The 24,124-nt window shown below is 24.0% G+C and carries 20 protein-coding genes; 19 read left to right on the forward strand and 1 reads right to left on the reverse strand.

Features of this window, described 5'->3' with window-relative positions; all coding sequences use genetic code 11:
* The first annotated feature begins 75 nt into the window (after window positions 1-75).
* Window positions 76-1,638: an ATP-binding protein gene (locus tag MBCUR_RS04305; RefSeq protein ID WP_067090643.1), complete on the forward strand. Its 1,563-nt coding sequence runs from the start codon at window positions 76-78 to the stop codon at window positions 1,636-1,638.
* 113 nt (window positions 1,639-1,751) lie between these two features.
* Here the strand turns inward: MBCUR_RS04305 and MBCUR_RS04310 are convergent, their stop codons facing one another.
* The gene (locus MBCUR_RS04310; protein ID WP_067090646.1) at window positions 1,752-4,283 is read right to left on the reverse strand and encodes a DEAD/DEAH box helicase; all 2,532 of its coding nucleotides are present in this window, start codon (window positions 4,281-4,283) and stop codon (window positions 1,752-1,754) included.
* 603 nt (window positions 4,284-4,886) lie between these two features.
* Here MBCUR_RS04310 and MBCUR_RS04315 point away from each other — a divergent pair.
* From MBCUR_RS04315 to MBCUR_RS04395, 18 genes are all read left to right on the forward strand, one after another.
* Complete coding sequence (locus tag MBCUR_RS04315) at window positions 4,887-7,646, forward strand: DEAD/DEAH box helicase (RefSeq protein WP_067090649.1); 2,760 nt, start codon at window positions 4,887-4,889, stop codon at window positions 7,644-7,646.
* A 328-nt stretch (window positions 7,647-7,974) separates the two neighbouring features.
* A complete protein-coding gene (locus MBCUR_RS04320; protein WP_067090651.1) occupies window positions 7,975-8,223 on the forward strand; it encodes an AbrB/MazE/SpoVT family DNA-binding domain-containing protein in 249 nt (82 codons plus the stop codon).
* Window positions 8,223-8,642: a type II toxin-antitoxin system VapC family toxin gene (locus MBCUR_RS04325; protein ID WP_067090654.1), complete on the forward strand. Its 420-nt coding sequence runs from the start codon at window positions 8,223-8,225 to the stop codon at window positions 8,640-8,642. The genes MBCUR_RS04320 and MBCUR_RS04325 overlap by 1 nt, the downstream gene beginning before the upstream one ends.
* A 470-nt stretch (window positions 8,643-9,112) precedes the next feature.
* Window positions 9,113-10,075: a DNA adenine methylase gene (locus tag MBCUR_RS04330; protein ID WP_067090656.1), complete on the forward strand. Its 963-nt coding sequence runs from the start codon at window positions 9,113-9,115 to the stop codon at window positions 10,073-10,075.
* Complete coding sequence (locus MBCUR_RS04335; protein WP_084269486.1) at window positions 10,068-10,919, forward strand: type II restriction endonuclease; 852 nt, start codon at window positions 10,068-10,070, stop codon at window positions 10,917-10,919. The genes MBCUR_RS04330 and MBCUR_RS04335 overlap by 8 nt, the downstream gene beginning before the upstream one ends.
* Before the next feature lie 187 nt (window positions 10,920-11,106).
* Entirely contained in the window at window positions 11,107-11,340 is a 234-nt protein-coding gene (locus MBCUR_RS04340; RefSeq protein WP_157077671.1) for a PIN domain-containing protein, read from the forward strand.
* Window positions 11,333-11,578: a hypothetical protein gene (locus MBCUR_RS04345; protein WP_067090661.1), complete on the forward strand. Its 246-nt coding sequence runs from the start codon at window positions 11,333-11,335 to the stop codon at window positions 11,576-11,578. The genes MBCUR_RS04340 and MBCUR_RS04345 overlap by 8 nt, the downstream gene beginning before the upstream one ends.
* Before the next feature lie 304 nt (window positions 11,579-11,882).
* Entirely contained in the window at window positions 11,883-12,119 is a 237-nt protein-coding gene (locus MBCUR_RS04350) for an AbrB/MazE/SpoVT family DNA-binding domain-containing protein (RefSeq protein ID WP_067090665.1), read from the forward strand.
* The gene (locus MBCUR_RS04355; RefSeq protein ID WP_067090668.1) at window positions 12,116-12,511 is read left to right on the forward strand and encodes a type II toxin-antitoxin system VapC family toxin; all 396 of its coding nucleotides are present in this window, start codon (window positions 12,116-12,118) and stop codon (window positions 12,509-12,511) included. Before MBCUR_RS04350 ends, MBCUR_RS04355 begins: the two co-directional genes overlap by 4 nt.
* Before the next feature lie 347 nt (window positions 12,512-12,858).
* Window positions 12,859-13,344, forward strand: a complete 486-nt coding sequence (locus MBCUR_RS04360) for a helix-turn-helix domain-containing protein (protein ID WP_067090671.1) — start codon at window positions 12,859-12,861, stop codon at window positions 13,342-13,344.
* 246 nt (window positions 13,345-13,590) lie between these two features.
* The gene (locus tag MBCUR_RS04365; protein WP_067090674.1) at window positions 13,591-13,923 is read left to right on the forward strand and encodes a hypothetical protein; all 333 of its coding nucleotides are present in this window, start codon (window positions 13,591-13,593) and stop codon (window positions 13,921-13,923) included.
* Entirely contained in the window at window positions 13,859-14,227 is a 369-nt protein-coding gene (locus MBCUR_RS04370) for a transposase (RefSeq protein ID WP_084269488.1), read from the forward strand. Before MBCUR_RS04365 ends, MBCUR_RS04370 begins: the two co-directional genes overlap by 65 nt.
* A 368-nt stretch (window positions 14,228-14,595) precedes the next feature.
* Complete coding sequence (locus tag MBCUR_RS04375; protein ID WP_067090681.1) at window positions 14,596-16,659, forward strand: DEAD/DEAH box helicase family protein; 2,064 nt, start codon at window positions 14,596-14,598, stop codon at window positions 16,657-16,659.
* Complete coding sequence (locus MBCUR_RS10325; RefSeq protein WP_157077672.1) at window positions 16,660-16,833, forward strand: hypothetical protein; 174 nt, start codon at window positions 16,660-16,662, stop codon at window positions 16,831-16,833. It abuts the gene before it with no gap.
* 5 nt (window positions 16,834-16,838) lie between these two features.
* Complete coding sequence (locus tag MBCUR_RS04380) at window positions 16,839-18,815, forward strand: AAA family ATPase (RefSeq protein WP_067090683.1); 1,977 nt, start codon at window positions 16,839-16,841, stop codon at window positions 18,813-18,815.
* On the forward strand, window positions 18,802-19,221 hold the full coding sequence (locus tag MBCUR_RS04385; RefSeq protein ID WP_067090685.1) for a hypothetical protein: 420 nt from the start codon (window positions 18,802-18,804) through the stop codon (window positions 19,219-19,221). The genes MBCUR_RS04380 and MBCUR_RS04385 overlap by 14 nt, the downstream gene beginning before the upstream one ends.
* Window positions 19,214-20,437 (forward strand): cobalamin-dependent protein, encoded by a 1,224-nt coding sequence (locus tag MBCUR_RS04390; RefSeq protein ID WP_245637287.1) that lies wholly within the window; start codon window positions 19,214-19,216, stop codon window positions 20,435-20,437. The genes MBCUR_RS04385 and MBCUR_RS04390 overlap by 8 nt, the downstream gene beginning before the upstream one ends.
* Before the next feature lie 59 nt (window positions 20,438-20,496).
* The gene (locus tag MBCUR_RS04395; protein WP_067090691.1) at window positions 20,497-24,111 is read left to right on the forward strand and encodes a DUF7226 domain-containing protein; all 3,615 of its coding nucleotides are present in this window, start codon (window positions 20,497-20,499) and stop codon (window positions 24,109-24,111) included.
* Window positions 24,112-24,124 lie beyond the last annotated feature (13 nt).

Below are 24,124 nucleotides of genomic sequence, written 5' to 3' on the forward strand. Positions count from 1 at the left end.
CAATAAAATTGACTAATTATTTAATATAATTATTTAATATAAACTAAATACAAATAAAATTTAGAGATTGATAATATGCAAAAATTACCTATAGGTATCCAAACATTTTCCAAAATTCGCGAAAAAAACTATTTATATGTAGATAAAACAGAAGATATATCTAATTTAATAGAAAATGGAGAAATTTACTTTCTTTCTAGACCAAGAAGATTTGGAAAATCACTTCTAGTCAGCACATTAAAAGAACTGTTCTCTGGAAACAAAGACTTATTTGAAGGTTTATATATTTACAACAAATGGAATTGGGATAAAAAATACCCAGTTATTATATTGGACTTTGGAAAACTAAGTTATAAAAATCCAGAACTTCTTGAATCTTCTCTAAATAAATTTATCGACCGTCTAGCTCGAAAATACTCAATTTCTTTAATAAGTACAGAATTACCAGATAAATTCGGCGAACTAATTGAAGAAATCTATGAATCACTTAAACAAGAAATTGTAATTTTAATTGATGAATATGATAAACCCATAATCGACAATATAACAAATTTAGAAATAGCAGAAGACAATCGTAAAATTTTAAATAGATTTTACCAAGTATTAAAAGCTAGCGATGAATTTTTAAAATTTGTTTTCATAACAGGAATATCAAAATTCTCATCAACATCAATATTTTCAGGACTAAACAACCCCATAGACCTTACTTTAAATAATAATTATAGTACTATTTGTGGTTATAGTCACACAGAATTAGAGTTATACTTTAAAGAGCATATTAAAAGATTAGGAGAAAAAGAATCCCTTAACTACAAAGAAACATTAAATAAAATTGAGCTATGGTATGATGGATATAGTTGGGATGGAAAAAACAAAGTATACAACCCATTTTCAACATTACAATTATTTTTTAAAAGAGAGTTCTCCAACTACTGGTTTAAAAGTGGAACACCAACATTTCTAATGGAACTACTTAAAAAAGAAAACAACCTAAAACCAATAATTGAACCAATACTTGCAACAGAAAATGATTTAGACACATTTGAAATTGAAAACATAGACCCCACAACATTACTATTTCAAACAGGATACTTGACAATAAAAGAAAAAAACTTAAAATATGGAGATATTGAATATATATTAGATATCCCCAATTATGAAGTTAGAGATTCATTAATCAGTAGAATTGTAATGGCTTACACAAATTTAAGTGATGGTCATTTAAAAAAACTTAAAAATAAAATATATATAAGTATTTTAAATAAAGACTCTAAAGGATTTCTAGAAGTCCTAGAAAACATATACCACAGACTATCATATCCAATTAAAGGAGATGATGAAAAATATTATCATGGTATTTTTTTAGTAGCATTATACTTATTAGGTATTGACTCACAAGGAGAAGTAACAACATATTCAGGAAGAGCAGACACAATCTTTAAAATAAAAGACAAAACAATAATCACAGAAATCAAATACTCCTCAACAAAATCCACAAAAACAATAATAAAAGAAGCCTTTAAACAAATTAAAGAAAAAAAATATTATACAAGATACAAAGATGAAAACCCAACTTATTTAGCACTAGCTTTCTCAAAGGATGATATTGATTGTGAATTTAAAGAAAGATTAGAATAATATAAAATAAACAATCAGAAATAGAGTAAAACAGCTTTTCTCAAAGGTTTAAAGTTTGTAGAAATTTAACCAAAAAAATCAAAGAGTTTCAAACATGCTATTACATATAAACATTAAATTAAATAAATATCATTAAATCCTATAAATTCTTTATTTCTTGTCCATCCTAAGGCAATATTAGGTATTCCTCCTTCACTTTCTTTGTTTTCATAGCCATCAAGTGATGGTGTTAAACCAACTAAAAGTAGAACATCTTGTGCTCTTGAAAATGCTACAAAATACAGTCTGGTTAAATCATCAAATATTCTATCAATAGCATTTCTATCACTTATTCCTAAGGGTGAAAACTCCCTTAAACTGTCTTCTAAAATGGAAGATCTGTCTTTTTTTCGTGGAAATCTTAAATGAGCAGTATTTATATTGTTTTTTTTGAATTTAGATCCAATATCTACCATGACAAATGGAAATTCTAAACCTTTTGATTGGTGGATAGACATTATATTAAATCTCTCCTCAGGTAAATTAGATAAAAGATTTTCATCAATTTGGACTCCACCTGTAGCTATTGGTAAGAATATATTCCAAATAGCTTCTTCAATTGATTTTGTTTCTAAAACTTTATTATCAAAGTGTATCTTAGCTTTATATTCATTTAAAAAGCCATTTTGTTTTATTGTTTGTGTAATGGCTTCAAGATAAATTAATGATTCAGGGTCTTCTTGAAAATCTTTTATCCAATAAATAAGTTTGTATGTTAAATCTAAAATTTCAACGCTTTCACTCCATTTGTCTCTATTTTTAGGCGATCTTAGTTGCCAATGATTCATAAACTCTTCTAAAGATAATGGCTGAACTGGTGATGGATTAGTTTGAATATAACTTAAAGCTATTTTTCTCCATTTTTTCATATTTTGATTGGCTAATATTGGTAAATTTTCAATTTTCTTTTGAATATTAGCATTTGGATCAATGGCTTCTAGTATTAATCCACATAATATCTGGACAATTTCAATTGATTGAATGTCTTGACCCCGTGGATTGAAAACTTTTATAGGGTTTTTTAATTCAGATAATCTTTTTCTTAAAAAGAAAGGTAATAATCTATTGCCTCCACTTGTCACTTCCTTTGGAGAATAAGTTAAATATGCAATATCTTTTAATGAGCCATTTTTTTCATCTAATTTTAAGGTAATATATTGACTTTCATTATTTTTATTAAATTCATTGTTTTCATTAAAATTATTATTTTCACTATCATTATTTTCACTATCATTATTTTCATTACCATTATTTTTATTATCCTTATTTCTTTCATCAATCTCTGTTTTCTTTAAAATTTTTTTTACTTTGATTTTATGCTCTTTTTTTTCATTTAAATTTTTAATTAGAATTGTTAAATCTTTGGATAATGTTTTTTCATCATTTCTAAACATTCCAAGTATTGGAATATTTCCCCCTCGCCCATAAGCTTTAATTTCATCTTTATTACTAACTCTGACATTTTGATAGTCTTCATCTAGGTTAACAAAATGATTGCATAAATTTATTATATTATCATTTGACCTGTAGTTTATTGAAAGATTTATTTTAATAACCTCTTGATTCAATTTTTCATGAATTCTTTTCTTAAAATCTGTAAAAAGATTTACTGTTGCTCCTCTAAATCTATAAAGAGATTGATCATCATCACCTACAACATTAATATTTCCACCATTTTTAATAGCTATTTCAGCTAATTTAAAGTAGATATTTTCTTGTAGAAGATTTGTGTCTTGATATTCATCTACTAAAATTATTTTAATTTTTTTCATAAATTCTTTCAATTTGCCTTTTTCTAAGCTTTCTAAGAATAATCTTTCTAAGGTAGAAAAATCCATTACATTGTTATTTTTAAGTGTTTCTTGATAGTTTAAAATTGATTCAATGGCTAAGTTATGTCCAATATCTCCTGTTTTTTTTGATCTATTGTAAATATCTTCTATATTTACTCTGTCAAATGCAAATCTATCTTTCATTTCTAATAATACATCACTCATTTTTGAGGGATTGGAAATTATTGGGGCTTTATCTGGTTCATTTCTATTTTCAATACCAGCTAAACTGGCTAAGTATTCTTGTAATGCTTTATTTCTAAATCTATTATTTTTTAATAATGAAGCATTTAACATCGTGGTTTGGCATACAAAATTTTCAATTAATACTCCTAAACTACTTCCAGCTTCACTGTATATCTGTAGTAATTCATAAGCCATTCCATCTAATGTTCCTGTGTTTAGTAAGCTAAAATCAATTTTAACAATTTGTCTTAAATCATTACTGGATATATAGTCTTTTTTATCCTTAGCACTTTTTATTATTTCCTCTTTTATTAATGTTCCCCATTCTAATATTCTGCTGTTTAATTCATTTGAAGCTTTTACTGTAAATGTTGTTGCTATAATTTCATCTGGCCATAAGCCATCCACAAATATGTATTTTAAAATCTTCAAAACCATGACGGTAGTTTTTCCAGAACCTGGACCTGCAACAATAAACATTGCTTGATTTAATTCTCCTTTAATTGCTAAATCTTGATTTTCATTTGATTTAATGTCTTTGCCTAATATTTTAACAACTAGTTTTTTAAATTCCTCGTAGTTTATCATTTTTATCAATTTTTATCATTATTTTTTTATTGTTTATTTCTATTTAATTTTTTATGTATTTAATTTAGTATTTAATTAAATTTTATGCTATATCAGATTCATTTATATAAATCTTAATAAGTTTTATCTAAAATTTATCTAAATTTTATCTAAATTTTAAATAAATTAATATAAGCTTTAATTAATTTTTATTATGTTTTTATTATTTATTATAGTTTTTGTATTGTTTTTCTTAAAAGTTATTATTTACATATATTATTAATTAAAAATCTTTATAAACTAAAAAAAACATAATTATACTAAATATATTATTTAATACTTCATAAATTATTAAATATTTAATATATATTACTCCTAAGTATATTGTTAATAATTTTATTTATTTATTATGTTTATTTATTTATAATACTCTATTAAACAAATTATAATTTATATAATAAAAAAATAATCTAATAAGAATACTAATTACTAATGCTAATAATAATTTTTAAAAAATATTCTTATTTTTTAATAATATATAAAATAATATAAAATAATAATATAAAATAAAATTTTATACATAAAATAAAATCCTAAAATAAGCAAACTACCTTTAATGATAATATGGAAGATTTAGCTATTGATAAGTTTAAAAATGATATTCGATTTAAAAAAAAGATCGTTCATGTAGAAACTATTCCTCCAAGAAAAGCTAAATATAAAAATATAGATTTAAAAAGTGAGAAAATTAAAAACTACCTTAAAAATAAGAATATTAAATTGTATAAACATCAAGCTATTTCTTATAAGAAAATTAAAAATAAAGAAAACATTATTATAACCACTCCAACGGCTTCAGGAAAAACTTTAGCATTTAACATCCCAATAATTGAAGATTTAATTGAAGATGAAACAGCCACAGCACTGTATATTTATCCATCAAAGGCATTAAGTAATGATCAATTAAATGTTTTAAAAAAGATGGAAGAAGATTTAGAAGCTGATTTAAAACCAGAACGTTATGATGGAGACACTCCTAAAAATTTAAGACATGAAATCCGTTCAATTTCACGATTGGTTATAACGAACCCTTATCAAATTCACCATATTCTTTCATGGCATCATCAATGGGAACGATTTTATTCTAATTTAAAATATATTGTTATTGATGAATCTCATCAATATAGAGGTATTTATGGTTCTAATGTTGCATTGCTTATTCGTAGATTAAAAAGGATATTCAAACATTACAATTCTAATCCTCAATTTATTTTATCTTCTGCAACATTAGCAAACCCAATAGAGCTTGCTAATAAACTAACTGGAGAAGAATTTTCCATTGTTTGTGATGAAGATGATGGTTCACCTTCAGGTGAAAAAGATTTTATTTTATATAATCCATATCACGAAGCAAATAATTTTAAAAATATTGATTCTCAAGACTTTGATTCTCAAAATAAAAGTTATATTAATGACTCTGAAAATAACAGGTATATTGAGAACCCTAAAAATAATAATCTAACTAATGATTCTAAAAATAATAACTCTGTTAATAATCCTAAAGAGAATTATTTAGACAAATATTTAAAAAATAAACCTAGAAATAACAACAAAGTAATATCTGTCAATAGAGAAACTGAAAGAATATTTAATTATCTTATAATGAAAAATATTCAGACATTATGCTTTACAACTAGTAGAAAAAATGCTGAATTAATAGCTCGTTGGTCAAAAAATGACATTGTAAACTATAAAAGAAAATTAAAAGACATGATTACCCCATATAGATCAGGATATTTAGCTAAAGAACGACAGGAAATTGAATTAGGATTAAAAAACCGTGAGTATTTAGGAGTAACTTCTACCAATGCTTTAGAGCTGGGAGTAGACATTGGTTCCCTTGATGCTGTTTTAATATCTGGTTTTCCAGGCACAATAATTTCTACTTGGCAACAAGCAGGTAGGGCTGGAAGAGAAAAACAAAAGGCATTGGTTATTTTAATAGCTTACTCCAATCAACTTGATCAATATTACATGATGAACCCAAAGTTTTTTTTTGACAAAGCTCATGAAAATGCTATAATAGACTTAAACAATGAAATACTAAATATTGCTCATAGTATATGTGCTGCATATGAGCTTCCATTAGAAAATGAAGAATTAGAATATTTTAACATAAAAGAAGATTTAATTGAAACAATTAAAATAAATCAAGAGAATAATAAAAAATACCTAAGATCTAGTAAAAATAGAGATGCTGATACAATTATAAAGAAAGAAGATCAGTACTTCTACAACTTAGAGGATAATCCAAGTTTTAAATTTGGACTTCATCAAATAACTTCAGATATTTTTTCCATTGTAATAAAAAATATGAAATCAAGAGTTTTAGAAACATTAGAACGCTCTCAAGCATATAGGGAAGCCCATGAAGGTGCAGTTGTTTTAAATAAAGGTGAAACATATATAGTTGAAAAGTTTAATATTAAAACAAAAACTATTGAAGTTGTAAAAAAAAATGTGAAATTTTACACTCACCCATTAAAATTAACAAATATTAAGATTATTAAAACATTGAAAACAAACAAAATAGGAAAATTCAAAATACACTTTGCAGAGTTAGAAGTAACTGAGAAGTATTATAAATATAAAAAAATAGCTTTAGGTGAAGTTATTGGGACATATATAATTGATTTACCTCCTATAATATTTAAAACAAAAGGAATTTACTTTACTTTTGAAGATGGAATCCAAGATAAAATATTAGATTTTATTAAAACCACAAAAATAGAACCAAAATATGAAAATCAACTAAAAGAACAAATAAAAATCCACCTAAAAAATCATTTAAAATCTGGCGAAAATTTAGAAAATGAGAATAAATTTGAATTTGAAGAAAAATTAGAAAAAGATAATAAATTAAATGAAATTTTTAAAAATTTATTAGAGAAGGAAATAAATAAAAAATTAGGAAAACATCTAATAAAATCTGGGATAAAAGATGGTGAAGATGTTTTTAATGATGAAGACATTTTAAGTGGAAGTATTCATGGATTGGAACATAGTTTAATATCTTTATACCCAATTCACTTAATGTGTGATAGGAATGATATTGGAGGACTTTCAACCAACTATCATAAAGACACAGAAAAAGCAACAGTTTTTATTTATGATGGTTATGAAGGAGGAATTGGAATAAATGAAAAAGCCATTAATATTTTTGATAATATAATATCTTCAACAAAGTCTTTAATTGAAAATTGTAGTTGTTATATAGGTTGTCCTTCATGTATTTACTCACCTAAATGTGGAAATGATAACAAGCCATTAAATAAAGATGGGACTCTGTTTTTACTTGAATTTTTAGAAAATTTAATGAAATAGGATTATTTAAAATAATAATTTAAACAAAATTAACAGATTAAAATAAATTAACATGTTCAAGTAAATTAATAGATTTAAGATATATTCAAAACATTAATATGCTCTTAAATTAGTTACTAAAAAGGATATTTAAATGTAATTTTAACGAAAATACTAATTTCCGAAGGTTATGGGCAAATTAAAGAAATCATGCACTTTACAAATTTTAAATAATTCAGACACCTGTTATTTAATTAAATGGTTTATCAATTTTATTAAGTTAGGTTTAATGTAATTAGTTAGGATAACTATATAAAGTAAGAAATATATATTGTACTTTGGTGATTTAATGCTTAACAACATAGCTACAACAAAGATTTATGATAAATTTCAAACTGTTATTCCTATTGAAGTAAGAAGAAAATATGATATTAAAGGAAAAGATTACTTTATTGAATGGAATATCAATGAAAAAGGGAAAATTGAATTAGAATTTGTTAAAAAATTAAATTTTGAAGATATGATTGGAAGATACAAAGCTAAAAAACCTATAAACAGCTTAAAATTAAAAGAAAAAATAAAAAAGGGAGAACTTTAATGATTTTTTTAGATGCAAGTTTTTTAGTAGCTTTATTTGTTGAAAATGATGATTATCATGAAATGGCAGTAAAATATGTCCCAGAAATAATAAATGAAGAAAAAGTTATTTCTAAATTAACCATCGCTGAGACAATAACCATGTTGTCTACATCTCTTGAAACTAAAGAAATAAGAGAAATATACAATAATTTGTATGAAAATTTCACTGTAATAGAAGATACTGATTATTTCAATGATGCAATGAAAGTTTTTGTTAGATATGATGCTACATTATCTTTTTTTGATTCAATGTATATGTATATAATGTTAATGAGAGATATTTATAAAATTGCTTCATTTGACAGCCATTTTGAAAACAAAGATAAAATTATAAGAGTTCCTAACTTACCTAAAAACATGAAATTAAGAAAAAGATAAGAAATCATTATTAATATCTTAAAAATAATTATTATAAAAAGTAAAATAGTTTATTTATATTTTAATCGAAAAGTTTAAAAGTAATGTTGATTATTTGAATATGCAGTTTTACCAGTGCTAAACTAATTTTCTTGTAATCCATTTATTTTTTAAAAATGAATAGCTAATTTTTTTATCTTTGTTTTTTAAGCTTCTTTTTTGAATCGAGTTTATGATAATTTTTTTGAATTTTTTCTTGCATCTTTGAATTTTATTTTTTATTTTTACCTTTTATTTTTCAATTAAATAATTTTATATTTCTTTTTTTAAATTTTAGATCATTAAATATTTATATTAGAATAATTAAAGATCTATTAATAATTAAATAGTAAAATAGGATCTAATTTTCTCATTATTAGAGAATTTTTTAAAAGAGTTTTTTTAAAAGAATAGCTTAAAAAAACTTTTTTATTTTTAAAGGAACAATTTTTATGCAAGTAGATTTATATGGAAAAGAAGCAAAAGATGCTAAACCATTTCTTAAGTGGGCAGGTGGTAAAAGACAACTTATTGAGAAAATTGAAAATATATTACCCTCTAATATAAGAAAATCAAAAAAGATAGATCAATACTTTGAACCCTTCCTGGGGGGGGGGGCGATTTTTTTTCACCTCTCTACAAATTATAAAATCAAAGAATCATTTATTTATGATATTAATAAAGAACTAATTTTAGTTTACAACACAATTAAAAATGACTCTGATGAGTTAATTAATGAATTATCATACATTGAAGAAAACTTTTCTAAATTAAATGATGAAAAAAGGAAAGAATTTTATTTAAACACTCGAAAATCATTTAATCATGATTTAATTGATTTTGACTTTAATACTTTTTCTAAAAAACACATTAAAAGAGCATCACAGACAATATTTTTAAATAAAACTGGATTTAATGGACTTTTTCGTCTTAATAAAAAAGGTGAGTTTAATGTTCCAATGGGAAGATATAAAAATCCAAAAATATGTGATTTTAAAAATATATCTAATGTCTCAAAGATTTTGAAAAATGTTAAAATATTTAATAAAAGTTTTTTAGATTCTGAAAGATTTATAAGTGAAAAATCTCTTGTTTACTTAGACCCACCTTACAGACCTTTAAATAAAACATCAAGTTTTACAAGTTACAGCCAAAATGAATTCAATGATAAAGAACAGCGAGAGCTAGCTGATTATTTCAAGAGGATAAGTAAGAAAGGAGCTTATGCTATTTTAAGTAATTCTGATCCTAAAAATGAAGACCCTAATGATGAATTTTTTGATGATATTTATAAGGAATTTAATATTACAAGGGTTAAAGCTAAACGATTCATTAACCGTAACCCTAAAAAAAGAGGAGATATTAATGAAATCATTGTAACAAATTATCCAAAAAAAGGTGTTAACAATGGTTAATTATAAAAAATTAGGATATGGGAATATAGATGAGTATAACCTTGATTTTTTAGACACATTACTAAAAACTAATCGTACTTATGATTTTTTCGTAGATTGGAATAAAATTTTTGATAAGTTAGAAAAAAATGTTGTAGAAATAAATATTTTGAATAGCTTAAGTAAAATATCACCAAATAATATAGAAGACAAATTTAGAGAAATATTAACAAAATATCCTGAATGTGTTCCATTGTTACCCTTAATTTTAGCTATTAGAGATAAAAATATTGAAGTTTTTGATGCTGAAAAAAAGACAAGTAAAAATATTAACTTTTCTATAGGAAGATTTGAAATAGATGAAGTTATAACTTTTTCTAAAAATACAGGATTATTAAATCTTTTTACAGAAATAGACGATTTATATTCTTATTTAACAGGAACAGAAGTAGGTTTAGATACAAATGCCAGGAAAAACAGAAGTGGACATATTTTTGAAGGTATTGTTAAAGAATTTTTAGAAGAAACAATTAAATCCAAACCAGATTATATTTTAAAAGTTGAAGATAGCTCTATTAGCCTTGGAAGAGTTAAACGATTTGATTTTGTATTGTACAAAGATAAAAAACCAAAGTTCTTATTTGAATGCAATTTTTACAATTCAACTGGAAGCAAGCCAATTGAAACGGCCAATGCATACATAGATTTACAACACAAAATAGAAACCACAGACATGACTTTTATTTGGATCACTGATGGTATAGGGTGGAAGAAGATGTTTTCCACATTGAAATCAGCATCAAAAAGTATTGAATATGTATTAAATTTTAATATGCTGAAAAATAAGATTGATTCAATTTTATAATACTTTTATTGAAAAAATTCGGACTTCTTTCTCTAAATTTTCTAAGAGGAACAGAGTTTTGTTTTTCCTCTAATTCATTGAATTTACTTATTTTCCAAAAAAACCCACAATTTTTTACACTCTCCTTTAATAGAAAGTTATAAATATTATCAAAAAGATATTATGAAACTTATCAGTAACAGATGAAATGAGAACTTTGGCAAATAGATGTATGGCAGAAAAAATTGCGACACCTAAACATTATGCTGACGCATTACATATAGCTATTGTTATGGTTATAGGTGTAGATGTGCTTGTTAGTTGGAATTTCAAGCATATTATTAATTTTAGTAAGATAAAACTTTTTAGTGCTGTGAATATTCGAGAAGGATATAATATATTAAAATTGAGAATATCACAGGAGCTGATTAATAATGATTAATACAAATCAACATAATATCAAAAAATCAAGCAATGAAAAAACTTTCGATTGTATAGAATTTAAAAGACAATTACAAGAAAATGTCTTAAAAGCTAGTAAAGCTAAAAATTCTAAAGAATTCATTGATTTTATAAATAAAGTAGGTATAAAATCTTCATTATATAAAAAAAACAATTTTAATCTTATTTACTCAAACAATGTTACTTACAGGCGAATCATACACTTCCGAGTGGAATAACCTCAAAAAAAACATAGAAAACTTAAAAATATCCAAAAAATCTTTGATTCAATATGATATATGAATATGCATTTTTATGGGTAAAACTAAATTATAATTACTTAACATTTTATTTTTAAACTTTCCAATATAAACGATAATTTCAAATTTTTAAATTTTTACCTATTTTTTCAATGAAAATAGTGATTGCTGATAAGTGTTTTATACTAATTAAATCATGAAAAATAGATATATTTTTTAGAGATGAAAATAAAAAAGAGATAAATATATACTATTCAAAAATAATATATTAATAGGTGATACAATGACAACTACAAAAATATATAAAAATAATCAAACTGTAATTCCTTCAGAAATAAGACAAAAATTCAACATTAAAAAAAATGATTTAATGGATTGGAAAATAACTAAAGATAACAAAATAGAAATAGAAATCATAAAACCATTATCATTAAAAGATATGGTAGGTAGATATACTACTGATGAATCTTTTGATGCTGTAAAAGATATTAGGCGAATGAGAATAGGAGATTATAAATGATATTAGTAGATAGTAATTATATAATATCCTTATTCATTGATTCTGAAAAGAACCACAAAAGAGCAAAAAAACTATTTGAAAGATTATCGGATAATAAATTAGTAATTACTAATACAATACTAATCGAAACTATGAATCTTGTAATTGATAGGTTAAACCATAATATTAAAGCATTAACTGAAATATACAATATTATAAAAAGGGATTTTAAAATTATTTATGAAGATAAAAATCTAATTGAAAAATCAATGAAAACAGTTATTAAATATAATGGTACAATTGGATTAGCTGATGCCATATCTATTGAAGTAATGAAAGAGTTAAATATATATGAAATTTTCAGCTTTGATAAACACTTCGATAATAAAGAAAAAATAGTAAGAATACATTAAAATGGTTATAAATAATGACAAGGGATTAAATCAAAAATAAATAATAATCAAAGATATTATAGCATTATACTTATTTTTTAACACATTTTTTTCTTAAAGCAGTAGGGATAACTATTAAAAACACATTAGATAAAAATTCTATTTCTCATATTAAATTTTTTAAAATGAATTAATTAATTTATAATATAAATTAGTTGATTAAAAACATTTTACCAAAAATTGGATAGATAAATATATGCTAAAAAATAGGTATCTAATTATATATTGTTTTTCTATTATAGTGTTAGACAAAATTTTTATAAGTAATAAGTTTTATATATTTATATAATATATGGAGCTGTTTTTTTATGGTTAATATGGTTCAAAAGAAAGTTGCGGATTTTTTGTCTGATGATGAGTTAGAAGAAATTATAAAGAATAATAAAAAGAATTGTAAATTGTTTCAAAAGCTAATTTTTATTAGAGCTGTTAAGAAAGGTTATAAGGTTTCTGATGCTTGTGATTTTTTACAAATAAGTGAACCTACAGGACATAGATGGTTAGATAACTACAATGAAAAAGGTTTAGCTGGATTAAGTCCTAATTATGAAAAGGTCGGTAGACCTTCCAAGATGTCAGAGGAAGATAAAGAAGAATTTTTTAAAATAATTGAAAATGAGGATAATTTAACACCTCAAAGAGCTCATTCAATCATTAAAAATAGATACAACATCGATTACTCCATAAGACATGTTTGTAGGATTGTTGAAAGCGGAGGATATAACTATGGTAAAGCTTATCAAATATTTTCACAAAAGCCTGATAATGCTGATAAAGAGCTAAAAAAAACTTAGAAGACATAGATTCTGAAAAAGACATATTAGGTTACTTAGATGAAGTAGGATATTCAAATAAATGCTATTCAAGGAAAACATACTATAAAAAAAGGAACAAAAAATATTACTATAAGAAATGGTGAATATCTCCCATTAAATGGCTTTGGATTTCAAACTAAAATCGGAAACTCCATAATAAAATTCAAATCCACTTCAAAAACATTTGATATAATAACATTCCTTTGTGAAATCCGCATTTATAATATGGAAAAAAAAGAAACAGCTGCCCAATTACAACTTTTAGTAAACTATCATGAAGAAATTCTTAAAAATATTAGAAATAAAAAAATTAGAAAACAAGATATTAAAAAAGCAGATGTTAAAAAACAAATAATAGAACAAAAAAGACAAACATTAAACCACACAATCAATAACTTAGCTAACGAAGAAATCACTAATTTATTTGAAGAATACGAAAAAGCAGGAAAACTCGATGAATTAATAGATTTAAACAACACAGAAAAAGAAATTGATGACAGAAAACTACTTAAATATCAAAAAAATGAAAGAAAAAAAGAAACAGAGCGAAAAATCTAATTTACATAACTTTGTTTCTAACTTAACAAAAGAAGACTGGGTTAAAAATTTCAAAGAAGAAAAAAGAATAGTGATAGTTTTAGACAATGCAAAAATTCATAGAGCCATTCTCACTAAAAAAGTTGCAAAAATACTAAACATTAAATTAGTATTTTTAGAAAAATACTCTTCAGATATAAACCCCATAGAAAGAGTATGGTACTCTGTAAAGCATAAATTATCCACAAAATATATCGAAAATGATACTTACTTAAAAGAACTATTTAGACATTATTTCCACATTTACACGACAAAAAACTCGTAAAATTAAAAATACAAATATAAATCACATTATTTAAAAAATTTTTGTCTTTCACTATAATTTTTTCAAAATTAATTCATTATTTTAAATTACAATAATTTGGATCTCTTTTTACAAAATATTTCTTAAACAAGATCAGTTTTTTATTTAAAACATATACTTTTTTTAATTTTTTTAGATCTAAATAAATATTCTTTAAATAGTAAAAAAACACTTAAAATAGCTATTTAATTAACTTAGATATTTTTTTTATAATAAACATTTAAATAAACATTTAAATAGAATATTAAGCATATATATTTATTATAAAGAGAAAATAACTTATTTATATGATTTTAAAAAACTTTTCTTACAAATGATCAGAGGATAATATGACTTTAAAAGATCTTAATTTAAAAATTAAATATGACTCGTCATATGATAATATGATCAAAGATTTTTACATTCCCACTCTTTCAAATTCAACTAAATACTATCGTTTATCAGGTTTTTTCTCTTCATCAGTTTTAAAAGCTGTAGCAAGAGGAATGGAAGAATTCATTAAAAATAATGGAAAAATGCAGTTGATTTGTTCTGTCAAACTTCAAAAAGAAGATATTAAAAAAATAGAAGAATTTAATGAAGATCCAGAACAAATTTTAGAAAGCTATTTAATAGATTCTTTAGATGATATTGAAGATAAATTTACTAAAGACCATGTAGGTGCCTTAGGTTGGATGCTAGTTAAAGGAAACCTTGAAATAAAATTAGCTATTGTTGATAGCAAAGCAGGAATGTTTCATCAAAAAACTGGAATATTAGAAGATAATGATGGAAATGGAATAGCTTTCTCAGGATCTAATAATGAAACTGAAACTGGATTAATCCACAATGTTGAAGAATTCAAAGTTTTTAAAAACTGGGATAATGGCAAAGATTGGTTTCAACAAGATAAAAATGATTTTTTAGATTACTGGAACAATGAAAATAAAAAAACTAAGGTAATAAATCTTCCAAAAGCTATTAAAAATAAAATAATAGAAATAGCTCCAAAAAATTTTGAAGGATTTAATTTACCAGGATCAGATGAGGATATGGGATATGAAGAAATAGGTACATTAATTGAAAGACCAAAAGAACCAGAAATTAAATTACGTGACTATCAGGAAGAAGCTATTGAAAAATGGTTTGAAAATGGTAAAAGAGGCATATTTGAAATGGCTACTGGAACTGGTAAAACTATAACTGCTTTAAGTTGTTTTAAAAAAGTCTATGATGAAGAAGATGATTTGCTTACTATAATAGCTGTTCCACAATTACATTTATCTGATCAATGGATTAAAGATTTAAATAAATTTTATCATGGAAAAATAATAGTTGCTTCAAGTAAAAATCATAAATGGAAAAAGGAAATTAAAAATACCTTAAGTAACTTTATTTTAGGGATTGAAAAAAAATTAGTTATAGTAACTTCCCATGACTCATTATCATTAGATACATTTATTGATTCAATTTTAAAATTCAAAGCTAAAAAACTCTTAATTGTTGATGAAGTTCATGGAATTGGTTCACAATCAAGATTGAAATCTCTTTTAGAAGATTATGATTATAGATTAGGTTTAAGTGCTACACCTGAAAGATGGTTTGATGATGAAGGCACCAATGCTTTAATGAATTATTTTAGTGGTGTTGTTTTCACATTTGACATTGGTGATGCGTTAAACATAATCAATCCTGATACTGGTGAGTTTTATTTAACTCCTTATGTTTATCATCCTGTTGTTGTTGATTTAAATCAAGAAGAACTGGAATCATATAATTATTATAGTGCAAAAATAGCTAATCTTCTTAATTCAAAGAAGAAAAAAGACAAAGATAAATTAACTACACTTTGTATGAAAAGAAAAAATATTATAAATAATGCAGAAGCTAAATATGATAAATTAATTGAAATTTTAGATGAAAATCCAGATATTAAAGATTTAATTGTCTTTTCATCCCCACAGCAGCTTGAAACTGTTCAAAAAATACTAAATGATAAAAATATTTCACAGCATAAATTTACATTTATGGAAAAAGTTACTAAGCAAGAAAAATATGGAGGACTAACTGAAAGAGAATATTTAATTAAAAACTTTGAAAATGGAAATTATAGAGCTCTTGTAGCTATGAAATGTTTAGATGAAGGAGTAGACATTCCTTCAGCAAGGACAGCTATTATAATGTCAAGTACTTCTAACCCAAGAGAACATGTCCAAAGAAGAGGAAGAATCCTAAGACATTTTCCAGGAAAAAAAGAAGCAAATATCTATGACATGTTAGTTTTTCCTAATAATTACAACGAATCTACTAAAAAAAGAGTAGAAAGAGAAGCACGAAGATACAGAGAATTTGCTGTAAATGCAAAGAATTCTATGGAGTGTTTAAATACATTAAAAAGATATATGGGTGATTAGATGGTTTTAAAATTAAACCCTGAACTAATAGGATACATAAGAAATAGCGATTTTGATGAAGATTTAAAACAGTATTTAATTGCTTGTGTGATTTTAGAAGCACAAAGATATAAAACTAAATATCCTTTTTTTATTAAAGATTATGATAATATTATAGAAAGGTTTGTTAAGTGATTTGAGTGAAATTAAAAACAGTAAAAATATATAATTTTCGACAATATAGGGATGTAGAAATCGATTTTGCTAGAGAAAAAGATCGAAGTTTCACTGTAATAAGGGGAAATAATGGAACTGGAAAGACTACTCTTCTCAATGCATTAAGTTGGTGTTTATATGGTAATGAGATTCATGATTATGGAGATAAATCTACACTAAATATTTGTAATAATAAATCGGCTTTTTTAGCTGAAAATAATCAAACAATCACAGTATCGGTTGAGATGGAGTTTGATGATGATAATAAAATTTTAATATTCAAACGAAGTCAAAACTTCCATAAATATCAAGGAGAATTAAGAAAAGATTCGGGCTTAGAATTCGAAGTTTTTGAACAAGATGAAAATGATGTAAAAATAAGTGCTCAAGATGCATATATTATAGAAAGAAAAATTCCAAAAGAAATTGAAGAATATTTCTTTTTTGATGGAGCATTATTAACCAAATATTTTTCAGATAGTTCTTCTAAAAAAATTAAAGATTCTATTTTTGAGCTTTCACAACTTAATTTAATTTTAGAAATGGGTAATCATTTGGATAAATTAATAGCACACTATAACAAAACTTTAAAAAAAATTGCTCCGACTTTAGGTGAAGCAAGCACAAAATTATCTGAGAAGCAAAAGTTAAAAAATAATAAATTAATTGAATTAGAAGAAGCTAATCGAACTGTAAGTGAAGTAGATAAAAGGCTTAAAAAAATTGACAATGAGTTATTGGATATAAATTCGGGTAAAGTTTTAAATTTAGTTAAAGAAGATTTAAATTTACAAGAAGATATAGAAAAGTTGGGTAAAGAAATTAATGAATTAGAATCTGAAAGAAAAAAGCTTATACTTGAAACTTATCCTCTTTTGTTTTCTTATGACTTATTACAAAATTTTTTAGAAATATCTAAAGATGCAAATACAAAAAAATTTATTCCTGCAAAGTATAAAAAGAGTTTTTTAGAAGATTTACTAACTGATGGAAAATGTATTTGTGGAGTGGATTTGGAAAAACATCAAAACCTTAAAGAAAATTTAGAAATATTATATAATAAAACACCTAGATATACAAATGAATCAGAAAAGTTAGCTATAGCTACAAATGAAATTAAAAATTTGATTTTAGAAGTTAAAAAATTTAAACCTAAAATAAAAAAGATTAAAATGGAGGTTAATGAGAAAAATGAAACTTTAGATAAAAAACTTAAAAGAAGTCAGAATATTCAATCCAAATTGAAATCTAATCCAATTGAAAAAATCCAAAAACTTCAAGAAGAAAAAGAATCATTATACAATATCCGAAAAAATAACAATATAAAAATTGGTTCTGTAGATAAAGAAATAGAAAGGATTAATGAAGATATAAAATTTTGGAATCAAAAGAAAAATCAGGAAGCTAAAGATAGAATTGAAGTCCAAAAGCTTGATGAGAAAATTAATTTCGTTGAAAATTCTAAAAATGCAGTTAATAATATACATAACCAATTATCCGAACATATTCATAATAAAGTTGAATCCTTCACTAAAGAAAAATTCATCAAAATTCAATGGAAAAAAGATGAATTTATTGATATTAAAATAGATGATAATTATAATGTGTCAATTATTAATAAAATTGGAGAAATAGAAAACCCTTCTGATCTATCTGATGGAGAAAAATTATGTTTGGGTTTATGTTTTATGTCAGCACTTCATAATATTGCTGGTTTTGATTTGCCTATTATTATGGATACACCATTAGGAACTCTTGATAAGGACATAAGACAAAATATTGCTAAATTTTTACCTGAATTTGTCCAAAACAACCAAACTGTTCTATTAGTTACAGGAACTGAATATACTGACGATTTTAGGGATATTTTATATGATCATGTTGGAAAGGAATATATTATAGAATGGAATAATTCTGAAGAAGGTAAAGAATCTAAGGTGATTCAATATGGCGGAAAGTAGAAGAATAATGTATGATGATGAAGATAATGAAATTTATAATAAGTTAAAGACTCAAAAAGTTTTTGATAAAAATAAACAGAATATTGATTTATTTTCTTTATCTGTAATTTATGGTAAAAAAAATAATATTCAAGGAAATTTTGGACAAGGCAATGTTGGAAGAATAAGAGAATCTACAATAAATTCTAAACCCCTAAAATATATAATGATGGCGATTGCAGTTGAAGATACTGGATCAATGGAGATTTTAGTTGATGAAAATGAGTATTTTCCAATTTCAGAAAAATATGCTAAAGGTGGGCTAGGAATTTTACAATCTGAAATTATCTCTAAAGGGAATGATATTTTAGAGGATATGGAAATAGAAATGATTGAATATTATGATTCTAAAAAACTTGATGAATAAATGCAAAGTTAAAAAAGCTCTTCTTGTAGAACCTAACTTTCCAATTGCTAATAAAAGCAGGAACCATCAGGACTTTTTACCCATAGGTTTACTAAAAATAGCTTCCTATTTAAAAACTTTAGATATTGAAGTAAAGTTGATTCGTTACGATGAAGATTTAATTACCGAAACTCAAAATTTCAAACCAGATATTACTTTTGTAACTTCATTATTCACTTATTGGTCAAGTTTTGTTAAAGAAACTGTTGAATATTGCAAACATAATTTTGATGTTCCTATAGTTGTAGGAGGAATTTATGCTTCTTTAATGCCTGAAGATTGTAAGCAAAATACTGGATGTGATTATGTTCAATGTGGAGTTATTGATGAAGCTGAAAAATTAATTCCAGACTACGATTTAGTTAATGTAGATTATCAAATCATCCACACTACTCGAGGTTGTATTCGTAGATGTGAGGCTTGTGGAGTTTACGAAATAGAGCCTAAGTTTACTTCTAAAAAATCAATAAAAGATGAAATAATAAAAAAGAAGATAATATTCTATGATAATAATTTATTAGCTAATAGATATATTAAAAATGTGTTAAATGAATTAATAGAGCTTAAAAAGTCACGAACTATTAGCTATTGTGAATCCCAATCAGGTTTTGACGGTAGAATTCTTGAAAAAAAACCATTTTTAGGAAAATTACTTAAAGAAGCAGGATTTAAAAACCCAAAAATAGCTTGGGATGGCCCATTGTCTGATAAGAATGAAATAAAAAAACAGTTAGATATTTTAGTAGCATCAGGATATAAAGAAAGTGAAATTTCTGTCTTTGTTTTATATAATTTTGATATTAATTATGAAGAAATGGAGAAAAAGAGAGTCGAGGCATGGAAGTTCGGAGTTCAAATTTCTGATTGCAGATATCGTCCTTTAGATAGTATTTTAGATAACTATAATTCTCATAAAAGAAAAAGTCAGTCCAATAAGGATTATTATATTCACCCTAAATGGAGTGATGAAGAAATAAGATTGTATAGAAGAAATATCCGCTCACATAATATTTGTATTCGATTAGGTACAAAATATTACTCAAGAAAATCAGAAAATAAAAAGATTCCTTTGGATATAGCTAAAAAATATAGATCCAGTGATTATGAATCTGCAAAAAAGTATATTAAAGATGCATGGAATCCTGCTGAATTTCATAAAATCATCAAAACTGTTTAAGTTAGGCGTTTTAATGAATGAAAAAGAAAATATTGAAAATTTAACAATTTTGGTGAAAAATGTCGGATAAAGAGGATTGTGAAAAATTAATCGAATTAATGAAACTTTCTGATGATTCTAAAGAGTATGAATGTGTTTTTGAAAATGGTCATTATTTTATTCGAGAACTTTCATTTTCTGAAGTTCAATCTAAAATTAAGGAAAAAGAACCTAAAATCGATCTTTCGTTAAAAACTAAATTTTGTATTTGGTATGAAAAAATAGCACCTTTAAATCATAAAAATTGGTTTAAAAATGATGCTGAATTTAAGATTACTGAAGTAAATAACAAATACAAATCTTCTTTTTATCATGACCTTTTTGAATTTGATTTAAATAATATAAACAACGAAATAGACATTATAAATCAAAATTTACGAAACAGAATAGCTACTATAGATAAATCTTTCTTGAATTATACTAGAATGACAGGAGGAATAGCTAAAGAAATAATTATTTATTATTTGGATTTCTTAAAAAATAAAAAATATGAAGAACTAGATGAAATTAACAATACATCTGATGATGAAATAGCTAATATAGATAAAAAAGATGAAGAAAAGTATTATTCCATTAATGATCACAATAAAATTCAAATCAATATCAACTCTGAAATTTCTCAAATCAAAAAGGCTTTTTATAATAACAAATCATTAAATGAGCCATTTTATATTTTTTTAGAAGAATTTTTTGATTCTATAACAATAATTCATGACGAAAACTCTATTCCTCAGGCAAACGATTTTGATAAAATTGTTAAACTTTGTGAAAATATAAAAGAAAGATCAATGACTGACGAAACAATTAAAGAAGCTTTTTCTTTTGGTTTTAGACAAGTAAAATATTATGTGGGTGCAGCTATTTATTTAAATTTGATTAAAATTTCAAATAATTATTTATCTAAAAGTGAAAAATATGTATTGAGTGAAAACGGAAAGGAAATTTTTAATTTAGAAAAAAATATCCGTGATTTATATTTATCAAAATTAATTTTACAACACCCTATTTTTAATAAAACAATGGAATACTATGTCAAACATAATACTATTCCTAAAAATTATATTATTATGAATTTTATGAAAGAATTGAATATAATATTGTCTGAAATTACATTATTAAGACGATCATCTACTGTTTCTCAATGGATAAATTGGATTTTAGAAACTAATAAATTAAATTATTCTTTTGACGAAAAAGAAGATATACAAAATGATGCTCAAATAATATTAACTGATTTTGATAAAGATGTTGATAAGATTGAACCAAAAGAAAATGATATTAACTTACACTTACACTTAAAAACTAAAGAAAACAGTCTCTATGGTTGGAAAAAGACAATTTTTAGAAAAATTAATGAATTAAATCAAGAAACATTCACTTTAAATGATTTATATGAAAGTAAATCAGACTTCCAAAATAAATATCCAAATAATTCAAAAATAGAACCAAAAATAAGACAAACTCTACAACAACTTAGAGATTTAGGACTAATTGAGTTCATTGGTAATGGCAACTATAAATTAACTTTTTATGAAAACAATATCTTAGAAAAAGAAGAATCTATAGAAAAGGATTTAAATAAAACATTAATAGAAGAAAAGAATTATAATCAATTGAATTTAACTAAAATCAAAAATAGATTTAATTATATTGAACTCTCTGATAAAATAGCTTTTAAGATATATAATTTAAAAAAAGAAAATATATTAACTCCAGCAAGAGTAAGAAGTATAAAAACATTTTTATCAGAATTAAAGGAAATTTCTCAAAATTTAAATTTAAAAACAGAATACAATGACTTAATTTTATCTTTTTATTTAGAATTAATTGAATTAGAATCAACAAGGGGAAGAAGTATTCAAGAAATTTTAATTGCTTTAATAAATATAGTAAATAAATTAAATTCAGACCCTGTTTATTTAAATGAATTATCTGATGTCTCTCAAATTGATAAAAATTTAATTTCAAAAACATCAAAAGAATTAGCTAAAATTTTAAATATAAACATACCATTAACTAAAAGCACAGATTACTTGCCAAGAATAATTAAAAAATTAGAATTATCAGAAGAAATAAAAATTAAAACTGAAAATCTTATTAATAGTTTAGATAAAAATGAAATTTCAGGTAAAAATCCATATGTTTTGGCTATGGTTTGTTTATTTTATGCATTAAAAGAATCTAATATTAATATAACTCAAGAAGAATTTTCTAAATTAGTAAATATTAGTGTAATTACTATAAGAAAAAATTATAATGACTTAAAGATTAGACTTAATCAATTATCGGATTTTTATTCTAACAATGAAGTTTATGATAATAATTTTAGAGAAAGTGATAATGAATTACTTCAAAATAAAAATATTGAATCAATTAATAAGGATACAGATTTAAAAGAAAATCATAACTATAATGTAGATAAAAAAATCCAAAAAGTTGATGATTCGCTAATAGAAGATAAAAAATTATCTAAAATACCTACAGATAATCTTATAACTGGTGAAAAAGAAGAAAAAATAGCTAAAACATATAAATTTATTGAAGAAAAACATACTGTTTCTAAATCTAATAAAATAGTTTCATTTAAATTTTTAGATGAAGAATATAATACTAGTCATTCAAAAAAATTACTAACTATTTTATTAGCTATTTTATATGAAAAACATAGTGTTGATTTTTATAAAATATCTAATTTACATGGAAGAAATAAACCTTATTTTAGCAGAAGTCCTCAGGAATTAATAGCTGGGAAGTTAATTCTTGGAACGGATATTTATGTAGAAACAAACAGAGGAACTAATGATATTATTAGATTTTCATATAAAATAATAAATTTATTTGGATATTCTAAAGAGGATTTAGAAATTTTTCAAGAAGATGATATAAACTTAGTACAAAATGAAAATATTTCTATAGAAACTAATAACAACTCTATAAATTCTAATAATGAAAGAACAGATAACTTAAAAAATGAAGAAAAATTAAACAAAAACCATGAAGATTTTAATGTTATAAGAAAACCTAAAGAATCTGTTTATGGATTTAAATTTTTAAATGATATATATAAAACAAGGTTTTCTAGAGATTTATTTATTAAACTGTCAACTATTCTATATGAAAAACATGAACCTGAATTCAATAAAGTATTAGAATTTCATGGTAGATCAAATCCATATTTTTCTAAAGACCCTGAGCCATTAAGAAGCCCAAAGTTAATTTCAGGAACAGATATTTACCTTGATTCACATGGTTCAACAAAATATCTAATTAACAAATCTTATAAGCTTTTAGATTTATTTGGTTATTCTAAAAATGATTTAGAAATCTATAGAGAAAGTGATAAAGATTTATTTGAAGAGGATTTAAATAATAAGGGAAATTCATTAAAAATAAATAATGAAAAACATTTAAATGATTTTGAAGATGATTTTAATTTATTCCAAATCAATAGAGAGAATATAGGTGAAATTTCAGATGAAGAAATTCTAAGAAAAATAGCTGAAAATCATGTGGAAGTACTTATTCGCATTTTAGCTCTTGAAAAAATATCTAATCAAACATTCTTAAAAGAAATTGCAGAAAATAATAACAATAATATTCTTGGTTTAATGGCTAAAAGAAAACTTATAAATTAATGCTCATGCACAT

Origin of the sequence: Methanobrevibacter curvatus, assembly GCF_001639295.1 — an archaeon.
In the GTDB taxonomy this organism is placed as follows: domain Archaea; phylum Methanobacteriota; class Methanobacteria; order Methanobacteriales; family Methanobacteriaceae; genus Methanoflexus; species Methanoflexus curvatus.